General features: G+C 69.2%; 21 protein-coding genes. 6 read left to right on the top strand and 15 right to left on the bottom strand.

Annotated features, from left to right (window positions below):
* Positions 1-40 precede the first annotated feature (40 nt).
* The 3 genes from ACSMXV_RS05820 to ACSMXV_RS05810 are packed head-to-tail and all read right to left on the bottom strand — an operon-like array spanning position 41 to position 3,316.
* A complete protein-coding gene (locus ACSMXV_RS05820) occupies positions 41-1,312 on the bottom strand; it encodes an acyl-CoA dehydrogenase family protein (RefSeq protein WP_473176629.1) in 1,272 nt (423 codons plus the stop codon).
* The gene (locus ACSMXV_RS05815) at positions 1,305-2,456 is read right to left on the bottom strand and encodes an acyl-CoA dehydrogenase family protein (RefSeq protein WP_473176628.1); all 1,152 of its coding nucleotides are present in this window, start codon (positions 2,454-2,456) and stop codon (positions 1,305-1,307) included. The genes ACSMXV_RS05820 and ACSMXV_RS05815 overlap by 8 nt, the downstream gene beginning before the upstream one ends.
* Before the next feature lie 50 nt (positions 2,457-2,506).
* Entirely contained in the window at positions 2,507-3,316 is an 810-nt protein-coding gene (locus tag ACSMXV_RS05810; RefSeq protein ID WP_473176627.1) for an enoyl-CoA hydratase/isomerase family protein, read from the bottom strand.
* Positions 3,317-3,973: 657 nt separating this feature from the next.
* Between ACSMXV_RS05810 and ACSMXV_RS05805 the strand changes: the two genes are divergently transcribed.
* The 4 genes from ACSMXV_RS05805 to ACSMXV_RS05790 all read left to right on the top strand — a co-directional run bounded on the left by ACSMXV_RS05805 (position 3,974) and on the right by ACSMXV_RS05790 (position 7,583).
* Complete coding sequence (locus ACSMXV_RS05805) at positions 3,974-4,819, top strand: amidohydrolase family protein (RefSeq protein WP_473176626.1); 846 nt, start codon at positions 3,974-3,976, stop codon at positions 4,817-4,819.
* Positions 4,816-6,030, top strand: coding sequence for an amidohydrolase family protein (locus ACSMXV_RS05800; RefSeq protein ID WP_473176625.1), 1,215 nt, complete (start codon positions 4,816-4,818; stop codon positions 6,028-6,030). Before ACSMXV_RS05805 ends, ACSMXV_RS05800 begins: the two co-directional genes overlap by 4 nt.
* Positions 6,031-6,283: 253 nt before the next feature.
* Positions 6,284-6,922 carry an enoyl-CoA hydratase-related protein gene (locus ACSMXV_RS05795; RefSeq protein WP_473176624.1) on the top strand — a complete coding sequence of 213 codons (639 nt, stop codon included), beginning with the start codon at positions 6,284-6,286 and terminating at the stop codon, positions 6,920-6,922.
* A gap of 97 nt (positions 6,923-7,019) precedes the next feature.
* Entirely contained in the window at positions 7,020-7,583 is a 564-nt protein-coding gene (locus ACSMXV_RS05790; RefSeq protein WP_473176623.1) for a DoxX family protein, read from the top strand.
* A 42-nt stretch (positions 7,584-7,625) separates the two neighbouring features.
* Here ACSMXV_RS05790 and ACSMXV_RS05785 read toward each other — a convergent pair whose 3' ends face one another.
* Entirely contained in the window at positions 7,626-8,369 is a 744-nt protein-coding gene (locus ACSMXV_RS05785; RefSeq protein WP_473176622.1) for a TetR/AcrR family transcriptional regulator, read from the bottom strand.
* 144 nt (positions 8,370-8,513) lie between these two features.
* Positions 8,514-9,179 carry a TetR/AcrR family transcriptional regulator gene (locus ACSMXV_RS05780; RefSeq protein WP_473176621.1) on the bottom strand — a complete coding sequence of 222 codons (666 nt, stop codon included), beginning with the start codon at positions 9,177-9,179 and terminating at the stop codon, positions 8,514-8,516.
* Between the two features lie 236 nt (positions 9,180-9,415).
* On the opposite strand from ACSMXV_RS05780, the gene ACSMXV_RS05775 reads away from it, so the two are divergent.
* On the top strand, positions 9,416-11,671 hold the full coding sequence (locus ACSMXV_RS05775) for an ABC transporter permease (RefSeq protein ID WP_473176620.1): 2,256 nt from the start codon (positions 9,416-9,418) through the stop codon (positions 11,669-11,671).
* 193 nt (positions 11,672-11,864) lie between these two features.
* Here the strand turns inward: ACSMXV_RS05775 and ACSMXV_RS05770 are convergent, their stop codons facing one another.
* The 7 genes from ACSMXV_RS05770 to ACSMXV_RS05740 form a co-directional block, all read right to left on the bottom strand.
* Positions 11,865-12,098: a hypothetical protein gene (locus ACSMXV_RS05770; protein ID WP_473179254.1), complete on the bottom strand. Its 234-nt coding sequence runs from the start codon at positions 12,096-12,098 to the stop codon at positions 11,865-11,867.
* 11 nt (positions 12,099-12,109) lie between these two features.
* Positions 12,110-12,880 carry an SDR family NAD(P)-dependent oxidoreductase gene (locus ACSMXV_RS05765; protein WP_473176619.1) on the bottom strand — a complete coding sequence of 257 codons (771 nt, stop codon included), beginning with the start codon at positions 12,878-12,880 and terminating at the stop codon, positions 12,110-12,112.
* Entirely contained in the window at positions 12,877-13,629 is a 753-nt protein-coding gene (locus ACSMXV_RS05760; RefSeq protein ID WP_473176618.1) for an SDR family NAD(P)-dependent oxidoreductase, read from the bottom strand. The genes ACSMXV_RS05765 and ACSMXV_RS05760 overlap by 4 nt, the downstream gene beginning before the upstream one ends.
* Positions 13,626-14,597 (bottom strand): fumarylacetoacetate hydrolase family protein, encoded by a 972-nt coding sequence (locus ACSMXV_RS05755; RefSeq protein ID WP_473176617.1) that lies wholly within the window; start codon positions 14,595-14,597, stop codon positions 13,626-13,628. Before ACSMXV_RS05755 ends, ACSMXV_RS05760 begins: the two co-directional genes overlap by 4 nt.
* Positions 14,598-14,822: 225 nt before the next feature.
* Entirely contained in the window at positions 14,823-15,794 is a 972-nt protein-coding gene (locus ACSMXV_RS05750) for a cyclase family protein (protein ID WP_473176616.1), read from the bottom strand.
* Entirely contained in the window at positions 15,791-16,387 is a 597-nt protein-coding gene (locus ACSMXV_RS05745) for an SDR family oxidoreductase (protein WP_473176615.1), read from the bottom strand. The genes ACSMXV_RS05750 and ACSMXV_RS05745 overlap by 4 nt, the downstream gene beginning before the upstream one ends.
* A gap of 111 nt (positions 16,388-16,498) precedes the next feature.
* Positions 16,499-17,464, bottom strand: a complete 966-nt coding sequence (locus ACSMXV_RS05740) for a VOC family protein (protein ID WP_473176614.1) — start codon at positions 17,462-17,464, stop codon at positions 16,499-16,501.
* A gap of 560 nt (positions 17,465-18,024) precedes the next feature.
* On the opposite strand from ACSMXV_RS05740, the gene ACSMXV_RS05735 reads away from it, so the two are divergent.
* Positions 18,025-18,945 carry a LysR family transcriptional regulator gene (locus tag ACSMXV_RS05735; protein WP_473176613.1) on the top strand — a complete coding sequence of 307 codons (921 nt, stop codon included), beginning with the start codon at positions 18,025-18,027 and terminating at the stop codon, positions 18,943-18,945.
* A gap of 145 nt (positions 18,946-19,090) precedes the next feature.
* Here ACSMXV_RS05735 and ACSMXV_RS05730 read toward each other — a convergent pair whose 3' ends face one another.
* The 3 genes from ACSMXV_RS05730 to ACSMXV_RS05720 form a co-directional block, all read right to left on the bottom strand.
* Positions 19,091-20,488 (bottom strand): FAD-binding oxidoreductase, encoded by a 1,398-nt coding sequence (locus ACSMXV_RS05730; protein ID WP_473176612.1) that lies wholly within the window; start codon positions 20,486-20,488, stop codon positions 19,091-19,093.
* A gap of 227 nt (positions 20,489-20,715) precedes the next feature.
* Positions 20,716-21,735: a dihydrodipicolinate synthase family protein gene (locus ACSMXV_RS05725; RefSeq protein WP_473176611.1), complete on the bottom strand. Its 1,020-nt coding sequence runs from the start codon at positions 21,733-21,735 to the stop codon at positions 20,716-20,718.
* Between the two features lie 49 nt (positions 21,736-21,784).
* Complete coding sequence (locus ACSMXV_RS05720) at positions 21,785-23,281, bottom strand: NAD-dependent succinate-semialdehyde dehydrogenase (protein ID WP_473176610.1); 1,497 nt, start codon at positions 23,279-23,281, stop codon at positions 21,785-21,787.

The following is a 23,281-nucleotide window of genomic DNA, read 5'->3' as shown; positions in this document are numbered from 1 at the left end:
GCTTCTCCTGAACAGGTGCCGGTGGGCGCGGTCAGCGCGGTCAGCCGACCTTTCCCGACCAGTTCTGCGATGCCCGGATCACTTCTCGGAAAGGCTTCTGGGTGTCGAACGACGGCTCTCGTGGAAGCCCCAGGACGCGCTCGCCGATGCTGTTGCGCTGTACCTCGTTCGTACCGCCGGCAATGGACATGAACCGGCTGTTCAACAGGTCGAGTGCGACCTGGTCGGGGGTCTCGGATTCGGGCCATGTGGTGGCCGCGCTCTCGGCGATTTCCAGCGCGATGTTCGCGCGGATCGGGTCGTACGTTCCGGACGCGAGTTTGCTGTAGGAGGCGAACGAACTCGCGCGCAGCGGGTCCACGCTCATCAGGGTTCCGATGCGGCTGTTCAGGGCCCGCCGGGCGAGGTCGTCCATGTGGGCGCGCACGATGGATTCCTGGGCCCTCGGGTCGTCCAGGCGGTCCACCTTGTCGGCGAGGGCGACGAGATCGGGGGCGAGCAGCCGGGCATCGGGGGCGGTCTCGGGAGCCGTCTCGTTCGCAGCGCCGCCGCGCTCGAAGAAGAGCATCGTCTGGGCGACCGTCCAGCCGTCGTCCACCGAGCCGATGACGTCGGCGTCGGAGAGCACGACGTCGTCGAAGAACTCCTGGCAGAACTCCGCGTCGCCGTTGATCTGCTTGATGCGCTGCACCGTTACGCCGTCGGCGCCGATCGGTACGGCGAACCAGGTGAGCCCGCGGTGCTTGGGCACGTCCCAGTCGGTCCGTGCCAGGCACATTCCGTAGTCGGCGTAGTAGGCGCCGCTGCTCCAGATCTTCGACCCGTTCAGGATCCACCGGTCACCGTCGCGGACCGCCCGCGTGCGCACCCCCGCGAGGTCGGATCCGGCTTCGGGGTCGGAGAAGAACTGGACGACGAGCCGCTCCCCGGCGAGGATCTTGGGAATGTGGTGCTTCAGGAATTCCGGCGATCCGTGCGCGAGCATGGTCATCGCGCAGACGCCGAACGTGGTGCCACCCGCGATGCCGAAGTCCGGCATCACAAAATCGCGCGATTCCTCTTCGAAGGCACGCTCGTAGGATTTCGGCAGGCCCTGTCCGCCGTACTCCGCCGGCCAGGAAATGCCGGCGTAGCCCGCGTCGAAGAGTTTCCGCTGCAGTGCGCGCTGTTCGGCGAGGTGGGCTTCGGAGATGTCGCCGCTGTCGGTGATCCGGCTGCGCTGCGCCGGTTTCGTCCTCTTTTCGAGGTGGGACTCGAGCCACCTGCGGGCATTGCGGCGGTAGTCCGCAATCTCGGGAAGGTCCTCAGACATGTGTCCTCCGGTCACTGCGGTTGTTGGACGCCTGCTCCCAGATGCGGCGTTGATGCCATGCGGGCGAACCGAACTGATGAGCCTCGGAGGTCAGCCGGCGCAGGAAAAGGTGCTGATCGTGTTCCCAGGTGTAACCGATTCCGCCGAAGACCTGGAAGCAGTTGTGGGCGAGCTCGATGGACTTCTCGCCGGTGAAGGACTTCGCCGCGCCGGCGAGTACGGCGGAGTCGTCCGTCTCCCGGCCGACCGCGACCGCCGCTTCGACGACCAGGCTCTTCGCCATTTCCAGGAGGAGAGCGGTATTGGCGAGCAGGTGTTTCACCGCTTGGAAGGAGCCGATGGGACGCCCGAAGGCGATGCGCGTCTTCGCGTACTCGACGGCCAGCTGGAGATCGCTGTCCATGGCTCCGATCGACTCCGACGCACTGAGGATGGCGGCGACGGCAGTCTGCCGCTCCAGCAGGGCACGCCCCGCCTCGCCCTCGGCGAGTACGTCGTCGAGGGGGATGGCGACGTCGTCCAGGTGCACGTCGTGGAAGCGTCGGGTGATGTCGAGACCGCCGCGCCGGACCGTCCGGATGCGGGGGTCGGACAGGGCAAGGAGGACGTGGACCACGCCGGCCGCCAACGGCGCGCTGAGAAGCAGGTGTTCGCATTCGTCAACGTCCTGGACGGCTTCGAGCACGCCGGTCAGGACCACCTGGTCTTCCGAGGTGCGGACCGTCAGACCGGCCGGCCGGCCCATCAGCCCGTCTGCGGCCCAAGTCGCCGCCGCCTCCCCCGAGACGAGCGACTTCAGCACATCCTGGTGCGCCGGCGGGTTGAGCAAGGACAGGGTGTGGGCGGTCACGCTCGTTCCCGTGAACGGACCGGGCTGCAGCCTGGCACCGCGTTCGGCCGCGATGAGTACGGCGTCCACCACGCCGTTGTCCGAGGCGCTGCCGCCGCCCTGGGCTTCGTCGACCAGGAGGCCGAAGCAGCCGACGTCGCCCAGCTTGCGCCTGAGGGCCGGGCTGCCGGGCTCGGACCGTTCAGCGGCCGCTCGCACGGCGTCCAGTGGACTGTCCGAATCGAGGATCCGGGTGGTCGCGTCGAGCATCATCCGTTGCTCGTCGGTGGGTTTCGGAAACAGGTCGATGCTCATGGCTCCTGGTCTCCTGGTCTGCTGAATCGCTGGTGAGTGGGGACGGCGCCCTAGACTCCGGTGAAGCGCGGCTCCCTGCGCTCCAGGAATGCGGCGACGCCCTCGTGCATGTCGTTGGTGGTGAACGCGATGTGCTGGGAGCGGGCTTCGTCCTCCATGGCCTGCTCGAAACTCGTCTCGGAGCTGTTGTCGAGGAGGCGCTTGATCAGGCTCACCGCCGTGGTGGGTGAGGCCGCGAGGCGGCGGCCCCACCGGGCGCCCTCCTCCTGGAGGTCGTCGGCGGGCACGACCTCGTTGACGAGGCCCCAGTTCAGAGCCTGGTCGGCGCCGATCATGTCGCCGAAGAACGCCATCTGCTTCGCGCGCCGGATGCCCACGGCCCGGGGCAGCGTCCAGGAGCTTCCGCCGTCCAGGGCGAGCCCGCGCTTGACGAAGACCTCCGAGAACCGCGCCCGGTCGCTGGCCAGGATGAGGTCGGAGGCGAGGACCAGTCCCAGTGCCACCCCGACGGCGACACCGTCCACGACCGCGAGCGTCGGCTTGGGCAACCTCTTGAGCCGGCCGATGATCTCGTTGACGGCGCGCATCTCGTGCAGGGTCGACTGCACCGGCCCGCCGGTCAGGCCGCGCTGCTCTCCGTTGCGGGAGTCGTCCAGGCCGCCCGACAGATCGGCGCCGGCGGAGAAGCATCCACCCGCCCCGGTCAGGATCACGGCCCGGTCGGACGGATTTTTGGCGACCTCGTCCAGGACACGTTCCAGGGCGAGCCAGTTGTCGGCGGTCAGCGCGTTCTTCTTCTCCGGTCGGTTGAAGGTGACGCGCACGACGCCGTCGAACCGCTCGATCAGGGTGTCGCTCATCCTTGTTGCCTCCTTGCTCGTCGTCCGGCCCGTGCCGTGCTCGGTCGCGGGCCGGATCCGGCTTTCGCCTCTGTCGGGGCAGCTTGCGGTGCGTGGTGTTCCGTCGCCCGATCCGCGACCGGGCGGTGTGCCGTCCTGGTCCCGATACGGCGGAGTGGGGGACGTGACGTGCTGCGGTGCATGCGGGCGGGTGCGGCCGAGCGCCTCGGCCGGCGACCGACAGTTCGCCGGGTCCTTGGCCCTGAACCGCACGCCTTCCGGCAGGTACGTGCGTGGTCTGCGCGGCCGCCGCTTTCTCTCTCCGCCGGTACGGACGATCACGATCCAGGTGGGCCGCACCGGCGGTCCGGCGGCTGATATTAAAGTCCGATTCTGGTTCCGGCAAGGGATGGCGTCGACATCCGTCACCTGGGTCGCCGCCTTGCGTACTGCGAAGCGGGGAGGGTGAGTTGAACGCCGGCGTGCGCTCGCTTCCCGGCGAGGTGTTCCCTGTCGAGCGGCTAGACACTTGAACAGATCCTGCCCTACTGTCCTACCGGGGGGTGAGCGGTCGCCGCCGACGAAGGATGCGACGGCGACCGGCTCCCCCTGTATGCCGTGCACCGGCGGCCCGGGTGCGGCCCGAGCGAGACCGGAGCGGAACCGGAGAGGACACGCATGACGATGGCGAACAGGGCGATCGACTGCCTGGTGAACGTGAGCATGGTGACCGGCGACGACCCGCCCGACTGGCTGGTGCGGGTGAAGGAGGACTACTTCAAGGGCGGGGAGTCGTTCCTGGCGGACGCCGACTTCGACCAGCTCGTCGATGAGATGGACCGGCTCGGCGTCCGGCGGGCGATCCTCATGGACGACGTGCGGACCGGAGCCTCGTCCAAGGCCCGTGAGTTCGTGGAGAAGGCGCCGGAGCGCTTCTCGCTCGGCATCGGCGGGCTCGACCTGCTGCGCCCCATGCGCAGCCTGCGGATCCTGACCGAGACCGTGGCCAACGCCCCGGTCTCCTATGTGGCCGTGGGGCCCAGCTTCTGGGGGGACGGCAACTACCCGCCGAGCGACGCCGTGTACTACCCGCTCTACACCAAGGCGTGTGAGCTGGAACTGCCCGTCGCTGTGAACACCGGCCTGCCGGGGCCGCCGCTGCCGGGCGACGCGCAGAACCCGATCCACCTCGACCGGGTGTGCCAGCGCTTCCCCGAGCTCAAGCTGTGCATGATCCACGGCGCGGACCCGTGGTGGGACATGGCGATCCGGCTGATGGGCAAGTACCGGAATCTGCACCTGATGACCTCGGCGTGGTCGCCGAAATATCTGCCCGAGTCGCTCCTGCACTACATGCGGACCCGCGGCAAGAAGAAGATCATCTTCGGTTCGGACTCCCCGGTGTTGTCCATGACCCGCACCCTCACCGAGGCCTCGCAGCTCGACCTCGACCCCGAGGTGCTCGACGACTACCTGTACGGCAACGCCGAGCGCTTCTTCTTCAACGGAGGCGAAAACAAGTGACCATCACCGCTTCGGAACAGCAGACCGTCAAGGGCAAGTACACGCTGCCCTTCGACAGCGACAACCACTACTACGAGAAGATCGACGCCTTCACCCGGCACCTCGACCCGGCCTTCAAGCACCGCGGCATCCAGGTCATTCAGAAGGGCAAGCACACCCAGCTGCTCGCCGGTGGCCGGCTCCTGGAGTTCGTGCCGAACCCGACCTTCGACCCGGTCATCGTCCCCGGCTGCCAGGACCTGCTGTTCCGCGGTCAGATCCCCGAGGGCGTCGACCCGCGCAGCCTGATGAAGGTCGAGCCGCTCAACCCCGCCTACCAGAATCGCGACCTGCGCCTGCAGATGGTCGACGAGCAGGGGATGTCCGGCGTCCTGCTGTTCCCGACGCTGGGCTGCGGTGTCGAGGAGGCCCTGCGCGACGACGTCGGAGCGACGATGGCGAGCCTCACCGCCTTCAACAAGTGGCTGGACGAGGACTGGGGTTACTCGTACCAGGACCGCATCATGGCCGCGCCGATGCTGTCGTTCGCCGATCCCGACGAGGCCGTCAAGGAGATCGACAGGCTGGTCGCGCGCAATGTGCGGATCGTGTCGGTGCGCCCGGCCCCCGTGCCGATGGGCCACGGCCGGTCCCGGTCGTTCGGCCACCCGGACTACGACAAGGTGTGGGCCAAGCTCGCCGAGCACGACATCCCGGTCGGCTTCCACCTGAGCGACAGCGGCTACAACACGTTCGGCGCCGCCTGGGGCGGGCCCGAACGGTTCGTCCCGTTCCGCAACCCGAGCCCGCTGAACCAGGTCCTGGTGGCCGACCGTGCCATCCACGACACGATGGCCAGCCTCATCATCGACGGCGTCTTCACCCGCCACCCCACACTGCGGGTCGCGAGCATCGAGAACGGCTCCGACTGGGTCCATTTGCTGATCAAGCGGCTGCGCAAGCAGGCCAACCAGTCCCCGCAGGTGTTCGCCGAGGACCCGGCCGAGACGATCCACAAGCACCTGTGGGTCACCCCTTACTACGAGGAGGACATCCGCAAGCTGGCCGACACCGTCGGCTCGGACCGCGTCCTGTTCGGCTCCGACTGGCCGCACGGTGAGGGCCTGGCCGAACCGACGGACTTCAAGCACGAGCTCAAGGGCTTCACCGAGTCCGAGACCGACCAGGTCATGCGCACCAACGTCCTGGACCTGCTCGGTATCGACCACTGAGCCGATCTCGACTCGAGGCCCGCTGATCAGCGGGCTGGTGCGGGGGAGGAGCGTGCGGGACGTCACCGGACTCTCCGCGTGTGAAGCCGTTCCGGGCGGTCGTCGACGAGGCCCGACTGCCGGTGTGCCGGCACATCGGCAGTTCCTCCCGCCTGCTGACCGCCTCGCCCGCCTGATGACGACCTCCGATGACGTACCTCCCGGGGTGATGGTCACCCCTCAACGGCGTCAACTCGGTAGCGGAGGGAGCCGGATGTACGAGATGGAGGAGACCGTCACCATGGGCATGAACCGCACCGTTCTCTTCGACGTGGCGGGAAGCTGCGCGTGGATCACCCTCAACAGAAGCCGTGCGCTCAACGCCCTCGATCACTCGACGGCAGCCGCTCTGCACCAGGCGTGGTCACGTGTGTCGGAGACCCCGGATCTCGCCGCGGTGGTGGTGATCGGCGCCGGGGCCGAGGCGTTCTCCACCGGGATCGACCACGCCCCGGGCGCTGTCCCCGCTCCCCGAGGCAGCTTCACACCGCCGCCGCTGGACATCCCGCTGGTGGTTGCCGTCAACGGGATGGCCTGCGGTGCGGCACTCGACCTGGTGCGCGCCGCCGACGCGGTGGTCGCGGCCGCGCACGCGCGCTTCATCAGCGCACGGCCTGCGGCACACCCGCCGCTGGACAGCGTGGCAGACCAGCAGCCGATCAACGCGGCGCGCCCCCAGCTGAGCAGGGCGTCGACCGCGGCCCAGGCGCTCGAGTCGGGCCTCGTCGACACCGTGGTCCCCCTCGGCGCACTGCGGGCCGAGGCCGAGCGGACCGCCCTGCGGCTCGCCGCACGTCGACCCCGGCGTGGCTTCGTCGACGTGCGCGAACCGGGCCCGAACACGGTTCGCTGACGCTGCCGGACCCGCCACCGCGCCCGTGACATGGGGTAGTGCAGGGCTCGGCCCTCGTGTCACAGGCGCGGTGACCCATCCCCTACGAAGGAGAAGCATGCCGACATCCACCCGACGCCCCGTGCTCAACTCTGGCGGCAGCCGCGACGCCGCGGCGCTGATGCTGCGTGCCACCGTGGGGCCGATGCTGTTCGCGCACGGCTGGAACAAGGTCTGCGGACCAGGTGGACTCGAGGGCACCACCGGATGGTTCCGGTCCCTGGGCCTCAAGCCGGCAGCGGTGCACGCCAGGATGGCCGCCGCCACCGAGATGGCCGCCGGAGCGGGACTCGTCCTGGGCGCGGCGAACCCCCTCCCGGCCGCGGCGACCGTCGGGCTGATGGCGGTGGCCGCCCGCACCGACCACCGGGGCAAGGGCTTCTTCGTCTTCAAGGGGGGCTGGGAGTACACGGCTGTCGTGGCCGGCGCCGCCGTGGCCCTCTCCGCTCTCGGCCACGGCCGGTACTCGCTCGACGGTCTGCTCCGTCGCCCTTCCGGCGGCACGGCACAGGCACTGGCCGCCGCAGGCGTGGGAGGCGTAGCGGCTGCTGCGCTGCTGGCTCTGTGCTACCGGCCGGAAGAACCAGAACCACCGGCGGACGTCACCGACGAGCCTGCGTGAAAGGCATGCACCGGCACCGGACGGCGCCGGTGCGCTGTCCGCTCAGGCCAGCCCGTCGATCGCATAACGCTGGACAAAGGAGCTGACGGACTGGGGAGTGTCCGTGTCGCGCGAGACGGACGCCTGGAAAACGGTGAAGGACAGGAGGACCCGCGCCAGCCACTCGCTCGCGTCGTCGACGTCGATGTCTGCGCGGACCTCGCCGCGTTCGCGCGCCGACTCGATGTACGGGCGCAGGAACTTCGCCGTGCGGAGCAGCGCGAGACTGCTCTGGGTGGCCAGCATGTGCAGCATGGCGATGTGGTTGTTCGACGAGGGGAAATCGTCGCTCGGCTGGATCGAGCGAATGATGCGCTCGGAGAATTCGCCGAGTTGGTCCGAGAGCAGCTCATGGTCTTTCATGGCGCGCGCCAGATCGTCGAAGAAGTGATCGGCATTGCGTTTGGACAGTGCGTCCAGAAGAACGTCACGGGAATCGAAGTACCGGTACAGGGTTCCGCGTGCGACGCCGGCGGTGCGCGCGACGTCGGACATGCTCACCTTGTTCCTGCCGAGCCGGCTCAGCAGATCGCCGGCGGCCTCGAGGATGCGTTCCTCGGTGGCCTTGTCGAAGGTGCCGTTTCCGGATGACTTTCTGGCGGACCTCAGCGGATCGGCTGCTCTCCGCAACCCGTCGAACCCGTCGCTCATTTTCTGGCCTTTCGCGCTCGTGGAGTAGTTCGTCGGCTGCGGGAATGGGCCCTGTCTGCATGATTGTGCCGTGATCCTTTTCGGGCCGCTAGACACTTGAACAAATGTTGCCCTACTGTCACATCGGTGTGCAACCCTCTCTCGTGGGCGAATGACGTGACGGTGACCGACTTCCGCTCACCCCCTGTGGGCCGTGCGCCGAGCCAAGGCGGCGAAGCCGGCCATGCGGGCATGTCAGGCTCAGCCCGCTGAGGAGGGCCCCCAGGGTTCGGCGAGCCGGCCCGGCTCGCCGGCGCCGTCCGGACTGACCGGGGCGGTGAGCAGGCCGGCGATGGAGTCGGCGAGGAAGTAGCCCATCGAGATCCAGTTGGGATCGTGGCCCAGTCTGGCGGCGCGCTCCTCGTTCTCCGCGTTCGCCGACAGCTGGACATGCGTCATCAGCGCCGCGCGCCCCCGCGCGATGTCCGGCGGGATGTGGTCGAGCCTGCTGAGCACGGAGCGCATGGCCCGGGCGTTGTAGGGCGTCGAGGCGGAGACCTCGCGTGCCACCGCCATCCCGGCTGGATCGTGCAGCGCGGCGCTGAGGAAGCGGGCGCGGTAGGTCGGTTGCGGCAGCTCCGCCAGGAGTTGGGTGGTGGGCAGGACGAGGCTGCGGACGTCGCCGAGCAGGGAGTCGGAGGACTCGAGTAGGGCGGCGGCCGGTTCGTCGACCGCGGCCAGGTGCCGGGTCAGGAGTGCCCGCAGCAGGTCCTCCCGGCTGCCGAAGTGGTAGGCAACGGCGGAGTGGTTGCTGTTCCCCGCCGCCTCGGCGATCTTCCGGTTGGATACCTGGGCCAGGCCCTCCTCGGCGAAGAGGCGTTCCGCCGCGTCGAGGAGCTTCTCGCGGGCCTTGTCCGCTCTGGTCATCTGCTGCCGTGTTCCCTCTGTCGGAGCCTGCGTGGTGACGGCCCCTGTCACCAGCAGAAACCTAACCCACCCCGCACCGGGGGCGGGAACTGGTCGGCAGTTCGTAAGACACATGACTTATGGTGGGGAGGGTGGATGGTCGGTGCACCGATCCAGTGCCGTGTCGGCGCGCCCGGACCGTCCCCCCGTCACACGGCGCCCCGCGGACGCCCCGTACCCTGACCAGGAGCTCCCTCGTGAAACACCCCCCTGCACCCGACCCCACTCCTGCGTCCGCCCCGGATTCCGGTGCCGCCGGCGTCCCCCGGCCCGAGCAGGCGAAGAAGGCGCGGATCATCGGCTGGATCGCGCTCTTCGCGATGCCGTTCCTGATGGTCACAGCGATGTACGCGACGTACGTCGGGGCCATGCATGCGCCCACCCCGCACGACATGCCGGTCGCGGTCGTCGGGTCGGGGGCGGCGGCCGAGCAGCTGGCGGACGGGCTGGAGTCGTCCGCGGACGGCGCGCTGGACGTCCGGGTGGTCGGCACCGTGCAGGAGGCCACCGACCTGCTCCAGGACCAGGACATCGCCGGGGCCCTGGCGCTCCCCGCCGACGGCAGGGACACGGCCACGCTCTACACCGCCTCGGCCGGCGGCGCCTCCCAGGCCGCCACCGTCCAGCAGCTGATGGCCCCGGCCGCCACCGCGCAGCACTGGAGTGTCGACACCCAGGACGTGGCGCCGCTCCCGGCCGGCGACTCGGCGGGCATCGCGGCGATGTTCGCCGCCCTCGGCATGCTGCTCGCGGGCTACGTCCCGCTCAGCCTGATGACGATGAGCCTGCCGTTCCTGCTCGCCCTCAAGCGGTTCGTCCCGCTGATGATCGGCTGGTCGGCACTGACCAGCACGATCATCTGGACCATCCTCGGGCCCGTCGTCGGCGCGGTCGACGGACACTACCTGCAGTTCCTCGGCGTCGGCATGCTCGCGACCTGCGCCGTGGCTGCGGCGCAGCTGCTGTTCACCAAACTGGTGGGGCCGCTGGCGGTGCTGATCGGGATCGTGCTGTGGATGGCCTTCGGCACGCCCGCGTCCAACCTCGCCCTGTCCATCCACACCATGCCGGGCTTCTTCCGCTTCCTGCATGACGTACTGCCGCTGCCGGCCGCGGGCGAGGCGCTGCGCTCCCTGCTCTACTTCGACGGCCGCGGCCTCGGCGGCCACCTGCTGACGCTCGCCGCGTGGCTGGTGGCGGGGCTGGCGCTGTGCCTGCTCAAGGAGCGCAGGTCCGGCACCGCGATCCCGGCGGCGCCGCAGGTCACCGACGGTGACGCCGCGCTGCCCGCGTTCCCCGGCGGCCCGGCCCGCTCCAAGTGGTACCGGTACGTCGTGGTCCCGCTGTTCCCGCTCGCGATCCTGGTGTGCATGGTCGGCCTGATGGGCTCGGCCATGCACAAGCCCACCGTCAGCGACATGCCCGTCGTCGTGGTCGGCGCGACTGCGGCCCAGGCCGAACAGGCCGTCGACGGCCTCGACAAGAGCCTGGGCGACGTGCTCGACCTGCGGGCCGGAACCGACCTCGACCGGGCCACCGACCGGATCATGGACCGGACCGTCGTGGCCGTCTACCAGCTGCCGACGACGGCCGACGGCGAGGCCGTCCTCTACACCTCCTCCGCCGCCGGCGTGAGCCAGCAGACCGCCGTGCAGACGATCTTCCAGAAGGTCGCCGCGGGTTCGGACACCGACCTGAAGACCACCGACATCGCACCGCTCACCGACGACGACACCATGGGCACCACCGCCATGTACGTCGCGATGGCGTGGATCATGGCCGGCTTCATGATCATGACGGTGCTGCGGGGCGGTGCGCCCGAGGTGCGGCGGCTGCGTCAGTTCCTGCCCAAGCTGGTCGGCTGGGCTGTGGGCATGGCGGTGTGGCTGTGGTTCCTCTTCGACGTCCTCATCGGCGCGATCACCGGGCACGCCTGGACGGTGATCGGCATCGGCGTGCTCACCATTTTCTGCATGGCGCTCGTCACCGGCGTGCTCACCCGCACCATCGGCATACCGGGCATCGTCCCGGTGATGCTGGTCCTGATGCTCGCCGGAGTGCCCGCCTCGGGCGGCGGCATGTCGCTGTACATGGTTCCGGAAGCCTTCCGGGGCCTTAACGAGGTACTGCCGCTGTCGGCCGCCGTCGACGCCCTGCGCGGCACGCTCTACTTCGACGGCGTCGGCATCGGCCGCGACCTGCTCACGATCGGTGTCTGGGGCGCCGCGGGACTGGTCCTCAACGTGGTCATCGACGCCTTCATGGCCCGCCGGGACAAGCGGACGGCAGCCCTGGGAGGTGGCCGTGACGGCCGTGGCGAGAGCGGTGGCGGGCACGGCGACTCCGGAAGCGGAGGCGATGGCTCCGGCGACGGCGTCGGGGTGACTCCGGCCGCGGAGCCGGAAGGATCCTGGAGCGGGGGGCGGCGCCCCGCCGACGCCTACACCGGCTGACCGGATCCGCCTGCGGGGGCCGCTGCCAGGCAATGGCGGCGGCCCCCGCGGAAGCGACGTTCACCGGGCCATCGCCACCTTCCCGTACCGCTCCCGCAGAACGGCGATCACCTCCGGCGCCGCCGTGGAGGTCGTCGTCACCTTTGACCGACATCACGCACGCCCGGTCGGGGGCGCTGGACGATGCTGGGGGTCAAGCCAGGGTGAGTGTGACGGTGTTGCGGCGGCTCAGGATGGCGGCCAGAACGCGATGGCGGTGGTCGAGGAAGCCGAATCCGGGGTTGTACCCGCGCCGGTTGATGCCCTTCCCGTCGAGGCAGTCCTGGATCTCGGGCACGCCGCCGCGGCCGAAACCGCCGACCGAGAGCGACGCGCCGTCGGGGATGTCGGCGACCGCGTCCGTGGCGCTCGCGCAGACCTTGTTCACGAAGGGGCCCTTCAGCCGGGGAGTACGGACGACCAGCCGCCGTCGACGACGAGATTGGCGCCGGTGATGTACGAGGCCTCGTCGGAGGCCAGGAACACGGCTGCGTTGACCACCTCGTCGGGCAGGCCGACGCGGCCGAGCGGGATGTGACGGGCGATTGTGCGCATGGGGTGGTCGTCGGCCAGCAGGTCCCCGCGGGAGCCCTCGGTGTCGATCATTCCGGGGCTGATGCAGTTGGCGCGGATGCCGTATGGGGCTCCCTCGGCGGCGAGTTGACGCGTCAGCGCGATCACCGCGCCCTTGGACGCCGAGTGGGCGGTGCGCCGGTTGGTGAGGGAGCCGGTGAGGCCGGCCGTGGAGCCGACCGTGAGGACGCAGCCGCGACTCGCGACCAGGTGTGGCCAGGCGACGTGCGCGGCGAGCCACACCGAGTCCAGCTCGGCGCGCATCGTGAAGGCGAAGTCCTCGTACGGCTGGGTGTCCACGGCCCCGAAGCGGACGGCGCCGGCGTTGGCGTAGAGGATGTCGATCGTGCCGAAGGCGTCCACCGCCTCCTCGGTCCAGGCGCGGACCGAGTCCTCGTCCGTGACGTCCAGCGGGCCGGGCGTGAGGGCCGTGCCGCCTTCCTGTGCGATCAGCCGCTGGGTCTCCAGGGCAGCCTTGTGCAGCAGGTCGCCGCCCACGACGATCGCGCCCTCGGCGGCGAAGCGCAGCGCCGCCGCACGGCCCTGGCCGCGGGCCGTACCCGAGATGAGGGCCACCTTGCCTTCCAGCCGCCTCATGACGCCCCCGAAAGCAGTGCGTCCGAGAGGGACTTGACGCCGCCGTGCGCGGTGAGCCCACCGTCGACCGGGATCTCGGCGCCGGTGATGAAGGACGACTCGTCGGAGAGGAGGAAGACCACGAGCGGGGCGACCTCGTCGACGGTTCCGGTGCGGCCGAGCGGGGTCTCGCGGATGTTGGCCTCGCGGAAGGCGGGGTGCGCGGAGGCGGTCATCTCCGTCTCGATGAAGCCGGGGTGGACGGTGTTCACGCGGATGCCGCGTGGGCCGAGCTCGGTCGCGGTGGTCTTCGACAGGCCGCGCAACGCCCATTTGCTCGCGGTGTAGGCGACCGGGTAGTGGCCGGTGAGCGCCGCCGACGAGCCCACGTTGACGATCGAGGAACCGGGCGGCATCAGCGGGGCGAGACGCTGGATGCCCAGCAGCGGGCCGGTGACGTTGACCGCGTGGACGCGGGCGAAGTCCTCGGGCCGTACGTCGCCGACGCGGGCGCGCCACGTGATGCCCGCGTTGTTGACCAGGCCGTGGACCGCGCCGTACGACTCCCTGAGTTCCGCGGCGAGTTCCGTCCATTCCTGGTCGCTGGTGACGTCGAGGCGGCGGCAGCCGTCTGCCGGCTGGATGTCGGTGGCGATGACGCGGGCGCCCTCGCGGGTCAGTGCTTCGGCCTCGGCGGCGCCCTGACCGCGGGCGGCGCCGGTGACGACGACGACCTTGCCGAGGAGCCTCTTGGGGTGCGGGTCGGTCACGGCCGCTCCCGGGTACGGCGGCGGGCGGTGGGCAGCGGTATCGGATCGGCGCCCTCGACCACGGTGTTGGAGGTGGTGCCGATGCCTTCGACGGTGAGGGTGACGGTGTCGCCGGGCCTGAGTGGTGGCGGGGTCGGTTCACCGCGTACGCCCCAGAGCTCCGCCAGGCAGCCGCCGTTGCCGCAGGTGCCCGAGCCGAGCACGTCGCCGGGGCGGACGACGGTGCCGCGCGCGGCGTAGGCGACCATCTCTTCGAAGGTCCAGCTCATGTTGGACAGCAGGTCCTTGCCGACCACCTCGCCGTTCACCGACGCGGTGAGGGCGAGGCGCAGGAAGCCGTCGGCATCGCGGTAGCCGTTCAGTTCGTCGGCGGTGACGAGGTACGGGCCGAGGGTGGCGGCGGTGTCCTTGCCCTTGCAGGGGCCGAGGTTGACCTTCATCTCGCGGGACTGGAGGTCGCGTGCGGACCAGTCGTTGAAGACGGTGTAGCCGATGATGTGGTCGTGGGCCTGCTCGGGGGTGAGGTCGCGGCCCTCGCGGCCGATGACGGCGGCGACTTCAAGTTCGAAGTCGAGGACGTCGCTGCCCGGCGGCACGGGCACGTCGTCGTAGGGGCCGACGATCGCGTAGGGGTTGGTGAAGTAGAAGGTCGGGGCGTCGTACCAGGCCTCGGGCACCCCGCCGACGCCGTCCACGGACCGCCGTACGCCCTCGACGTGTTCCTCGAAGGTGACGAAGTCCCGCACGGTGGGGGGCTGTAGAGGCGGGAGAAGCCGCACCTCGGAGAGGTGAGGTCCTGCCGGGACGTCGAGGGTGGCGGCGCCCACGTCGAGCAGCGCGTCGAGGCCGTCGCAGGTCCGGATCACATCGGTGAGCGAACGCGTGCCCGGGACGGGATGGATGGTGCCGTCCTCATCGACGACGGCAACCCGGCGTTGGTGCTGGTGTTCGTAGGTGGCGAAACGCATGTGCGGCTCCAGCTCCGACGATGTCGGGGAGAGACGGACCGGGGGCGCGGCGATAGGAGTCAAGGCAGTTGACAGGGTCACCGCGCCCCCGGAACTCGAAGGATCAGACCGGCGGGGCGACGAACACGCCGCGGTCGACGTCGTTGAAGGACTCCTTGGCGATCAGTTCGTTCAAGACGAGGACTGTGCGGGGATTGCTCATGGGGAACTCCCTTGTTCCGCCGGTTACTTGACGGCGATCGGGTTGACCGGGGAGCCGACGGCTCCGGTGATGGGCAGGGGTGCGGCGGTGAGCCAGAACTCGTACACGCCGTCGCGCGCGCAGTCGGCGGCGAGCGCGTCCAGATCCCACATCTCGCCGATGAGGAGGCCGATGTGGGGGATGGCGACCTGGTGCAGCGGCTGGAAGGCGTGCTCGAACTCGTTCGGCCTGACCTCGAAGCCCCAGGTGTCGGTGGCGATCGCGGCGATCTCGGTGCGGTGCAGCCAGGCGGCCGTGGTGAACGAGAGGCCGGGGGAGTCGCCGCCGGCGTACTCGCCCCACCCCTCGCGGCGGGCGCGGGCCAGCCGTCCGGTGCGTACGGCGACGATGTCGCCGCGGCCGACGCTCACGCCGTGGGCCTGGGCGGTCTGCTCCAGGTGTTCCTCGGTGATGGCGAAGCCGTCGGGCAACTCGCCGTCGGTGCCGATCACTTGGCCCACGTCGAGGAGTACGCCGCGGCCGGCGACGTGCGGGGCCATGTGCTCGATGCCGGTGACGAGGTCGCCGTCGGAGGTGACAACCTTCTCCGCCCGTCGCCCGTTCCAAGCGACGCCGTGGTCGAAGATGTGACCGAGCCCGTCCCACTGCGTCGAGCACTGCAGCGGCATGGCGATCACGTCGTCGGCGCCGCCGATGCCGTGAGGAAACCCCTGGTTGCCCGCCGCGGCGTCGGTGCCGGTGTCGAGCATGGTGTGGACGGGGTTGGTGCGCCGCCGCCAGCCCTTCTGCGGGCCGTTCATATCGAAGCGCTGCGAGAGGGAGTAGGACCGGCCGCTGCGGATCAGCGCGGCCGCCTCACGGCGATCTGCTTCGCTGAGGAAGTTGATCGTGCCCCGGACGTCGTCGTGGCCCCATCGGCCCCAGTTGGAGACCCGCTTCGCCGTCGCGGCGATGGCGCCCTCGGGGTCGGTGCGGTCCAGCTCGTCCGGCCTCACTTGATCGGCCCTCCGGTCAGGTCGCGGACCGCTGGTGACGGCCGGTGGCCGGCCTTCGTGGCCCGCGGGGCGGGAAGCTCACGCGACTTGAGCGTCAGGTCGGTGTGGTCGGCCCTGTCTGGCAGGCCGCCCGAGTTGAGCATGGCGACGCCCGGGTTCCGGACGTTCGCGGGGAAGTACTCGAACATCACGCTCCTCATGTCACAACTGGCGGCCGGTGTCAGCCGGCCGGTGAAACGTACTGGGGACGGAGCGCATCGGACGCCGTGGCTCCCCGTGAGGGCCGGCGCCGCCGTCGACGGGCACCTCTTCGGCGTGACGGCGATCGACGTGTTACGGAACGCTGCCCTTGCGGACGCCGTCATCGGCGTATCGACGTAGCCCGGGTGCACGGCATTCACCCTGATGCCGCGAGGCGCGAGTTCGAGCGCCGCGGCATGGGTCAGGCCGCGCAGCGACCGCTTGCCGGCGGTGTGGGCGGCGGCCGGGTAGTGGCCCTGCAGTGCCCCACTTGGCCCGCCAGGTGGGGCCGGCAGGCCGAGGATGACGTGTATCTCGCGTCCCTGCACGTCGCGCGCCAACCAGTGGCGCATGTCGAGGGTTGCCGGGAACGCGTGAACCCGGCAACTCTCGACCACCCCGACCCGGGGCTCGCCCGAGCCGGGGCTCGCCCGAGCCGGGGTCGACGAACGTGGCCGGCCGCATCAGACCGGCGGGGCGACGAAGCAGCCGCGGTCCGGGTCGTTGAACGACTTTGCCGCGACGAACTCGTCCATCGGGTTCGCCGTGCCCCACTGGTCGGACACGCTCGGGTCGCTGAAGTCGTACAGGTGGGGATGCCAGTTGTCCTCGTCCAGCTGTTCCAACTCAGTCGTGTACTCGACGGTGTTGCCGTGCGGGTCGAGGAAGTAGCTGAAGGTGTTGTTGCCGGCCATGTGACGACCGGGACCCCACACCTTCTCCACGCCGCCGCGCAGCAGCCGACCGGTGCCCCTCATGTACTCGTCGATCCCACGCATCTCGAACGACGCGTGGTGCAAGGCGACATGCGGACCCTTGGCGATGGCGAGGCTGTGGTGGAACACGTTGGTGCGCAGGAACCACATGACGTCACCCATCTGGTGGTGGGTCAGAGTGTCGGACAGGGCGAAGGCAAGGTGCTTGCGATAGAAGGCGACTGTCGCCTCCGGATTCGGCGAGTTCACCACGACGTGGGACAGCTTGACCGGGACGGACTCACCCTCCTGGATCTTGCGGTGCCGGCGGACGGCGACATCGGAAGAGACCTCGACGGTGCGCCCGTCGTTGTCGAAGAACCGGAACCCATAGCCACCGCCAGGGGTCTGCAGCTTGTGCGGTTCGTTGACAATGTGGACACCGTCGCGGCCCAGCCGTTCGGCGAGCGCATCGACGTCGGCCGGGCTCGCCGCACCGAACGCGATCAGGTCGATGCGCTTCTCTTCGGCTTTCCGTAGCCGGACGGAGTACTGCTCCGGGGATCCTTCGGCGGCGAGGAAGGCAATCCCCTCGTCGGTCGTCTCGGGGTTGAGGCCCCACACATCGGTGTAGAACCCCAACTGCCGCTGGTAGTCGGGGACTGCCAGGTCGATGTGCCGGAGATGGGTGATCAGCCGCTCCGAGGCCGGCGCGTCGTTGACGATCTCGGTCATGGTTCTCCTTGGTGAGAAGGCGTGGGTGGGCACGCCGTCAGCGCAATCTGGCCCGCTCCGGTGATCCTGTGGGAGGTGCCCACGGTTCCGTACTTGTCGTTCGCGCAGGAGCCGCCGACACGGCCGCCGCGATCCTTCACGCCGAGCACGGCGCGTTCCTTGATCAGGATGAGACCGGGACGCGCCACACCGCCACAGCTTTCTGTCGACCCTCGCCCATGGCGCGGCGCAGGCCCTGGGAGACGCCAGCGTGCTGGCCAGTAGCGGCGGGCATCGCGACCTCCGAGTCCCGGCGGGTGTGACGACGACCACTGTGCAGCGCTGCCGACCCATCACGGAAGAGCGGGTTCTCTATAGCGGTCATAAGGCTCAGTAATGTGGGGGCGGTATCTGTCGCATGGGGTTCACTGCTACGCGCACCTTCGCCATCGCCTCTCCCAGTTGCTTGGGGCGCCCCCGTCGCGAGCGGCGCGACGGGAGGGGCTGTCCCTTCACTGTCTTCAAGATTGCTTTGGCCGAGTATCCGTAGCAGTTATGGTGCCGAGGTGGCTGGGAACCCATTGCGCAACCTCGACCTCAACCTGCTGGTGACGCTCGACGCACTGATCAATGAGCGCAGCGTGACGCGCGCGGCGGCCCGACTCGGTGTGAGTCAGCCCGCCGTGTCGGCGGCCTTGCGCCGGCTGCGTCGGCACTTCGGGGACGAACTGCTCGCGCGTACCGGCAACCGATACGAGCTCACCCCACTCGCCGAGAGCCTGCGCGAACGCACAACTGGTGCCCTCGTCGGGGTGAAGCGGGTCTTCGAGGCCGCGCCCGATTTCGACCCGCGCACCTCCAGCCGCGAATTCACCCTGATCGTGTCGGACTACGCGGCGACGGTGTTCGGAGACCATGTGGCCACGGTGATGGCGGAGCGGGCGCCGGGCGCACGACTACGTCTGGAAGCCCAGACGTACACGGCAGTCGACAACGCGCCGGAGTCATTGCGGCACGTCGACGGCATGGTTCTCCCTCATGGATTCCTGTCGGAGACGCCGGTACTCGATCTCTACAGGGACGACTGGGTGCTCGTCGCCTCTCGCGACAACGAAGACATCGGCGAGGTCGCCACCCTCGATCAGATCGCCGAGCTGCCGTGGGTGGTCACGCACCACCAGCCGACGGCGTTCACACTCGCGGCGAGGCAACTGACGATGATCGGTGTCGAGCCGGAAATCCACGTGGTCGTGGAAACCTTCCTTTCTGTGCCGTTCCTCGTGGCGGGCACTCGGCGCATCGCCGTGCTGCCCAGGCTGGTCGCCATGCGGCTGGCCGACGCGGCCGGCGTGCGTGTACTGACGTGTCCTTGGCAAGTCGTGCCACTCCTTGAGGCGTTCTGGTGGCATCCCAGCCACCGTTCGGACCCGGCCCATGCGTGGCTCCGGGAGGCGCTCAAGGAAGCGGCCGCGCGGGTGTCCGCTGACGCACGTGGGTCGTGAACGCACCACCGGGGATCGGTGCGTGGTGCGGTTGCGGGAGCGGACCGGTCAGGCGGCGTTGCGACCGATGAAGAAATCGCGGAAGGGGTCGTGACGAGACCCCGCCTGCTCCGCGTCTCCGCGGCATCTGGGGCTGAATCCTCCGTTACCGAGCGGCGGCCGATGGCCAGATGCCGTGATTGCCCGGTGACAGCACCCCGCGCGGGTCGACCGCGTCTTTGATGGTCGAGTACAGGCGGTGCAATGAGTGATCGCCGAAGGAGTATCGGTCGGTGATCCGATCCGCGAACGCCGGATGCGAGCGATAGTCGCTCCAGCCTCGATCGAGGAAGAGGTCGCTGAGTCGCGCAACCGCGCGCTCGGCCGCGGCGACCTCCTCTTCGTTCGTCGTGTCGAAGGCGACCATGTTCGCCGCGACGAGCGAGCGCGAAGTCGCGATCCATGCGCATGGCGTTGGACGCAGCCCCTCTTCCGCGAGCACGCGTGCGTACGCCTCGGCAAGCCAGGCGGCGGATTCTCCGTCGAACGGGGTGATCGGCGCGATGTCGAGATGCCCGAAGTTCTCGCCCCAGACCCGTCTGATGACGTCGAGCAGGACCATGTTCGGGATTCCGGCGGGCACGAGGTCCTCCGGTCGGACCTGGGACGGGTCGACCCCGCCCGGGTAGCGCCGCAGCTCGATCTCAGTGCCGCGTACACCGGCGAAAGCCTGCCGGACGACGCTCTCACGAGCATCGACAAGCGCGGCCGGCCCGCAGAGGCCGATCCGCGCGGACCACGCTCCGGGGCGTAGCGGGGTGTTCGCGATCAGCGGGAATCCATGGATCGTGCCTTCGAGCATGAGGGGGCGGAGCGTGTCAATAAGAATCGGAAGGTCGGCCGCGGTCGGAACGACGATCGAGCCGGTGCAGATCACTTCGGGCTCCGGCAGCAGCCAGAGGCCCATCTTCGTGACGATGCCGAAGTTCGACTGCATGAACAGGCTGTCGATCGACGGCCCGTAGCCTCGCTTGTGACGCTGCCATAGCGGACTGCCGGGGATCGCGCCGAGGCCGGTGCGAACGACATCGCCGCTCGGAAGGACGACCTCCATTCCGCACACCGCTGTCGCGTGCTCGCCGAACGGCGTATAGCCGAACCCGTGTTCAAGTGCATTGCCGACGGGACTGCCCCAGCCGAGGTCCGGGACCGACATCATCAGCTTCAGCCCGCGTCGGCGGATCTCCTCGTAAAGGTCGAGGAATGACACCCCCGGCTCGACGAGGGCGTAGCCGGCGGCTTCGTCAAGCTCCAGGACGCGGTTCATCCTCCGAAGGTTCAGAACGATCGAGCCGCCCACGACCGGCGCCGAACCGCCGTAGCCGTAGTTCCGACCCTGCGACGAGGTCCAGATCGGCACGTCGAGATCATTCGCGATCGTGACGACGGCGCGTACGCCGTCGACGTCCGACGGCTGGACGACGAACGACGGGCGGAATCGGGTGTCGCTCATGGCGGCGTACGGGTCGTTGTACTCCCGAACCGCGCTTGGCTCGGTGAGCACGGCGTCGTCGCCGAGCGCCTCGACGAGGCGGCGTCGCGCTTCGTCGAGGCGCCGGGAAAACGCCGGGAGGCGGTCGACCGAGGTGATCCCCGATTCGGGGACGTCCTTGGAGGAGCGGCCGACAAGGTCATTCGTGAGTCCGTCGTAACCCTGGGCGTCGCCGTCTCTGAGATCCGACATGTTGTCCTTTCTGACTAGTTAACAGGGAGGTTGCGGGAGCGGACCGGTCAGGCGGGGTTGCGACCGATGAAGAAGTCGCGGAAGGGGTCCATGCTCGGCTCGAGCCCGGCGTCGATGAGGCCCTTGCGCAAGGCGGCCATCTGGGGATCGTGGATGCGCTGCGTCGGCATCCGGAGCGGGCCGCCGTTGTAGCCCTGCAACCAGCCCTGGAACTTCCACATCTGACGGTTGATGAAGGCCCCGCCGTGCATCGACGGCGCCAACGCGGCCTTGGCCTTGCGCGCCGGGTGGACCTGCCAGAACAGCTGGCCGGCGGCGTCGTACTTCTCGTCGCGGAGCAGCTCCATCATGCGCGGGACCGTGGCGCCGTAGTACTCGTGATCACTGGTCGCCGAGAGCTGGATCGGCATCAGCTGACCGAGCGGGACGAGGTCGCCCTCGATCGGCACCGAGATCACGACCTCGTCGCCGAAGAGCCGGTGGCACTCGACGATGCCCTGGATGTACGGGAAACCGCCCTCGGCCTTGATGACCGCGATGTTGGGGCAGTCGTCGAGCAGCCGGCGGATCAGCCCGGCGGGGATGTCGGAGGGATGGATCCGCGGGCTGAAGCCCCACAGGTACATCGGGAAGAGGATGACCGCCAGGTCGGTCGCGTCGCAGAACGCCTTGGTGTACTGGTAGATCTCCTCCTCCGACTCGGGGTAGAAGTTCGGCGGATACGACAGCAGCACCAGGTCGGCACCGGCGTTCTCGGCGCCCTTGACCGCTTCGAGGTTCTGTTCGAGGTTGCTCCAGCTCCCGTGGTGGACGACGACGAAGTCGTCCGCGGCCTCGTCCCTGACGATGCCCAGGAACTCCAGGTACTCCGGCAGCGTGATGCTGATCTCCGACACTCCGAGGGTGCCGAGGAATCCGTGCCGCTGCGCCAGCCTGACGTCGTGGCGGATCGCCTTCTCGTTGACGTGGCGCAGATCCGAGGTGAACGACGGGATGGTGCAGTTCACCGCGCCGACGAGCTTCTCGCGGGCCCACTCGCGGGCCTCTGTTCGGGTGTAGACGGGCATGGCGACTCCTCGGTGGGCGGACGGGGCGTTCGGTGGGTGGACGGTGCTTTCAGTGGGCGCCGGGCGATGTCCGGGCGTTGTTCCAGGCGAGGTACTTGAGTTCGAGGTATTCGTCGATGCCGTGGACAGAGCCCTCGCGGCCCAGCCCGGACTGCTTGATGCCTCCGAACGGGGCCATCTCGTTGGAGATCAGGCCGGTGTTGATGCCGACCATCCCGGTCTCCAGGGCGCCGGCGACGCGCCATGTCCGCTCGGCGTCCTTGGTGAAGAGGTACGCGGCGAGACCGAACTCCGTGTCGTTGGCCCACCGGACGACCTCGGCCTCGTCGTGGAACTCGAGGAGCGGCAGAACCGGCCCGAACGTCTCCTCGCGGGTCACGAGCATGCCCGGCCGCACGTCGGCCAGCACGGTCGGCTCGAAGAAGAGGCCTCCGCGGGCATGTGCGCCGCCACCGGTCAGCACGCGGGCCCCGCCTTCGACCGCGTCGGCGATGTGCTCGGCGACCTTCGCGACGGCGGCCTTGTCGATCAGAGGGCCGATCCGGACGCCCTCGTCGAGACCGGCGCCGACCTGGAGGGCGGCCGTCCGCTCGGCGAGAGCGGCGGCAAATTCCTCGTAGATGCCGGCCTGGACGTAGACCCGGTTGCCTCCGATGCAGGACTCCCCGGAGTTGCGGAACTTGGCGGTCATGACACCGTCGAGCGCCGTCTCCAGGTCCGCGTCGTCGAAGACGATGATCGGGGCGTTGCCGCCCAGTTCCATCGACGCCTTCTTGACGGTGTCCGCGGCTTGAGCGAGCAGGAGCCGGCCGACTTCCGTCGAGCCGGTGAAGCTGATCTTGCGGACCAGTTCGTTCGTGGTCAGTTCGGGACCGATCTCGCGAGCCGGTCCCGTCACGACGTTGAACACGCCAGCCGGGATGCCGGCGTGTTCGGCGAGCTCGGCCAGGGCGAAGGCTGTCAGCGGGGTCTGCTCCGCCGGCTTGACCACCATCGTGCAACCCGCGGCCAGCGCGGGCGCGGCCTTGCGGGTGATCATCGCAGCGGGGAAGTTCCAGGGCGTGATAGCCGTGCAGACGCCGACCGGCTCTTTGAGGACGACGATGCGGCCCCCCGCCTGCGGGGCCATGAACACCTCGCCGCTGACACGCTTGGCCTCCTCGGCGAACCACTCGATGAAGGAGGCGGCGTATGCCACCTCGGCGCGGGCCTCCGCGAGCGGCTTCCCTTCTTCGAGGACGATCAGCCGGGCCAGATCGTCAGCGCTCTCGGTCACCAGGTCGAACCATGCGCGCAGGATCCGCGAGCGCTCCTTGCCGGAAAGCGAGCGCCAGCCCGGCAGCGCCCGGTCCGCGGCGACGATCGCGTCGCGAACCTGTGTCCGGCTCAGTGCCGGGACGACCGCGATCACCTCGCCCGTGGCGGGATTGTCGACGTCGTAGGTGCCCGCGTCACCGACGCTGACCCACGCCCCGTTCACGTACGGCTCGTGCCGCGGAGCAGCAGCATGTGCGGTGGCATCCGGCTGGGCAGCTTGGAGCGTCAT

The organism is Streptomyces sp. DSM 42067 (genome assembly GCF_055792885.1).
The sequence above is the reverse complement of the archived record's forward strand: the minus strand, read 5'-3'. Positions and strand labels throughout refer to the sequence as shown.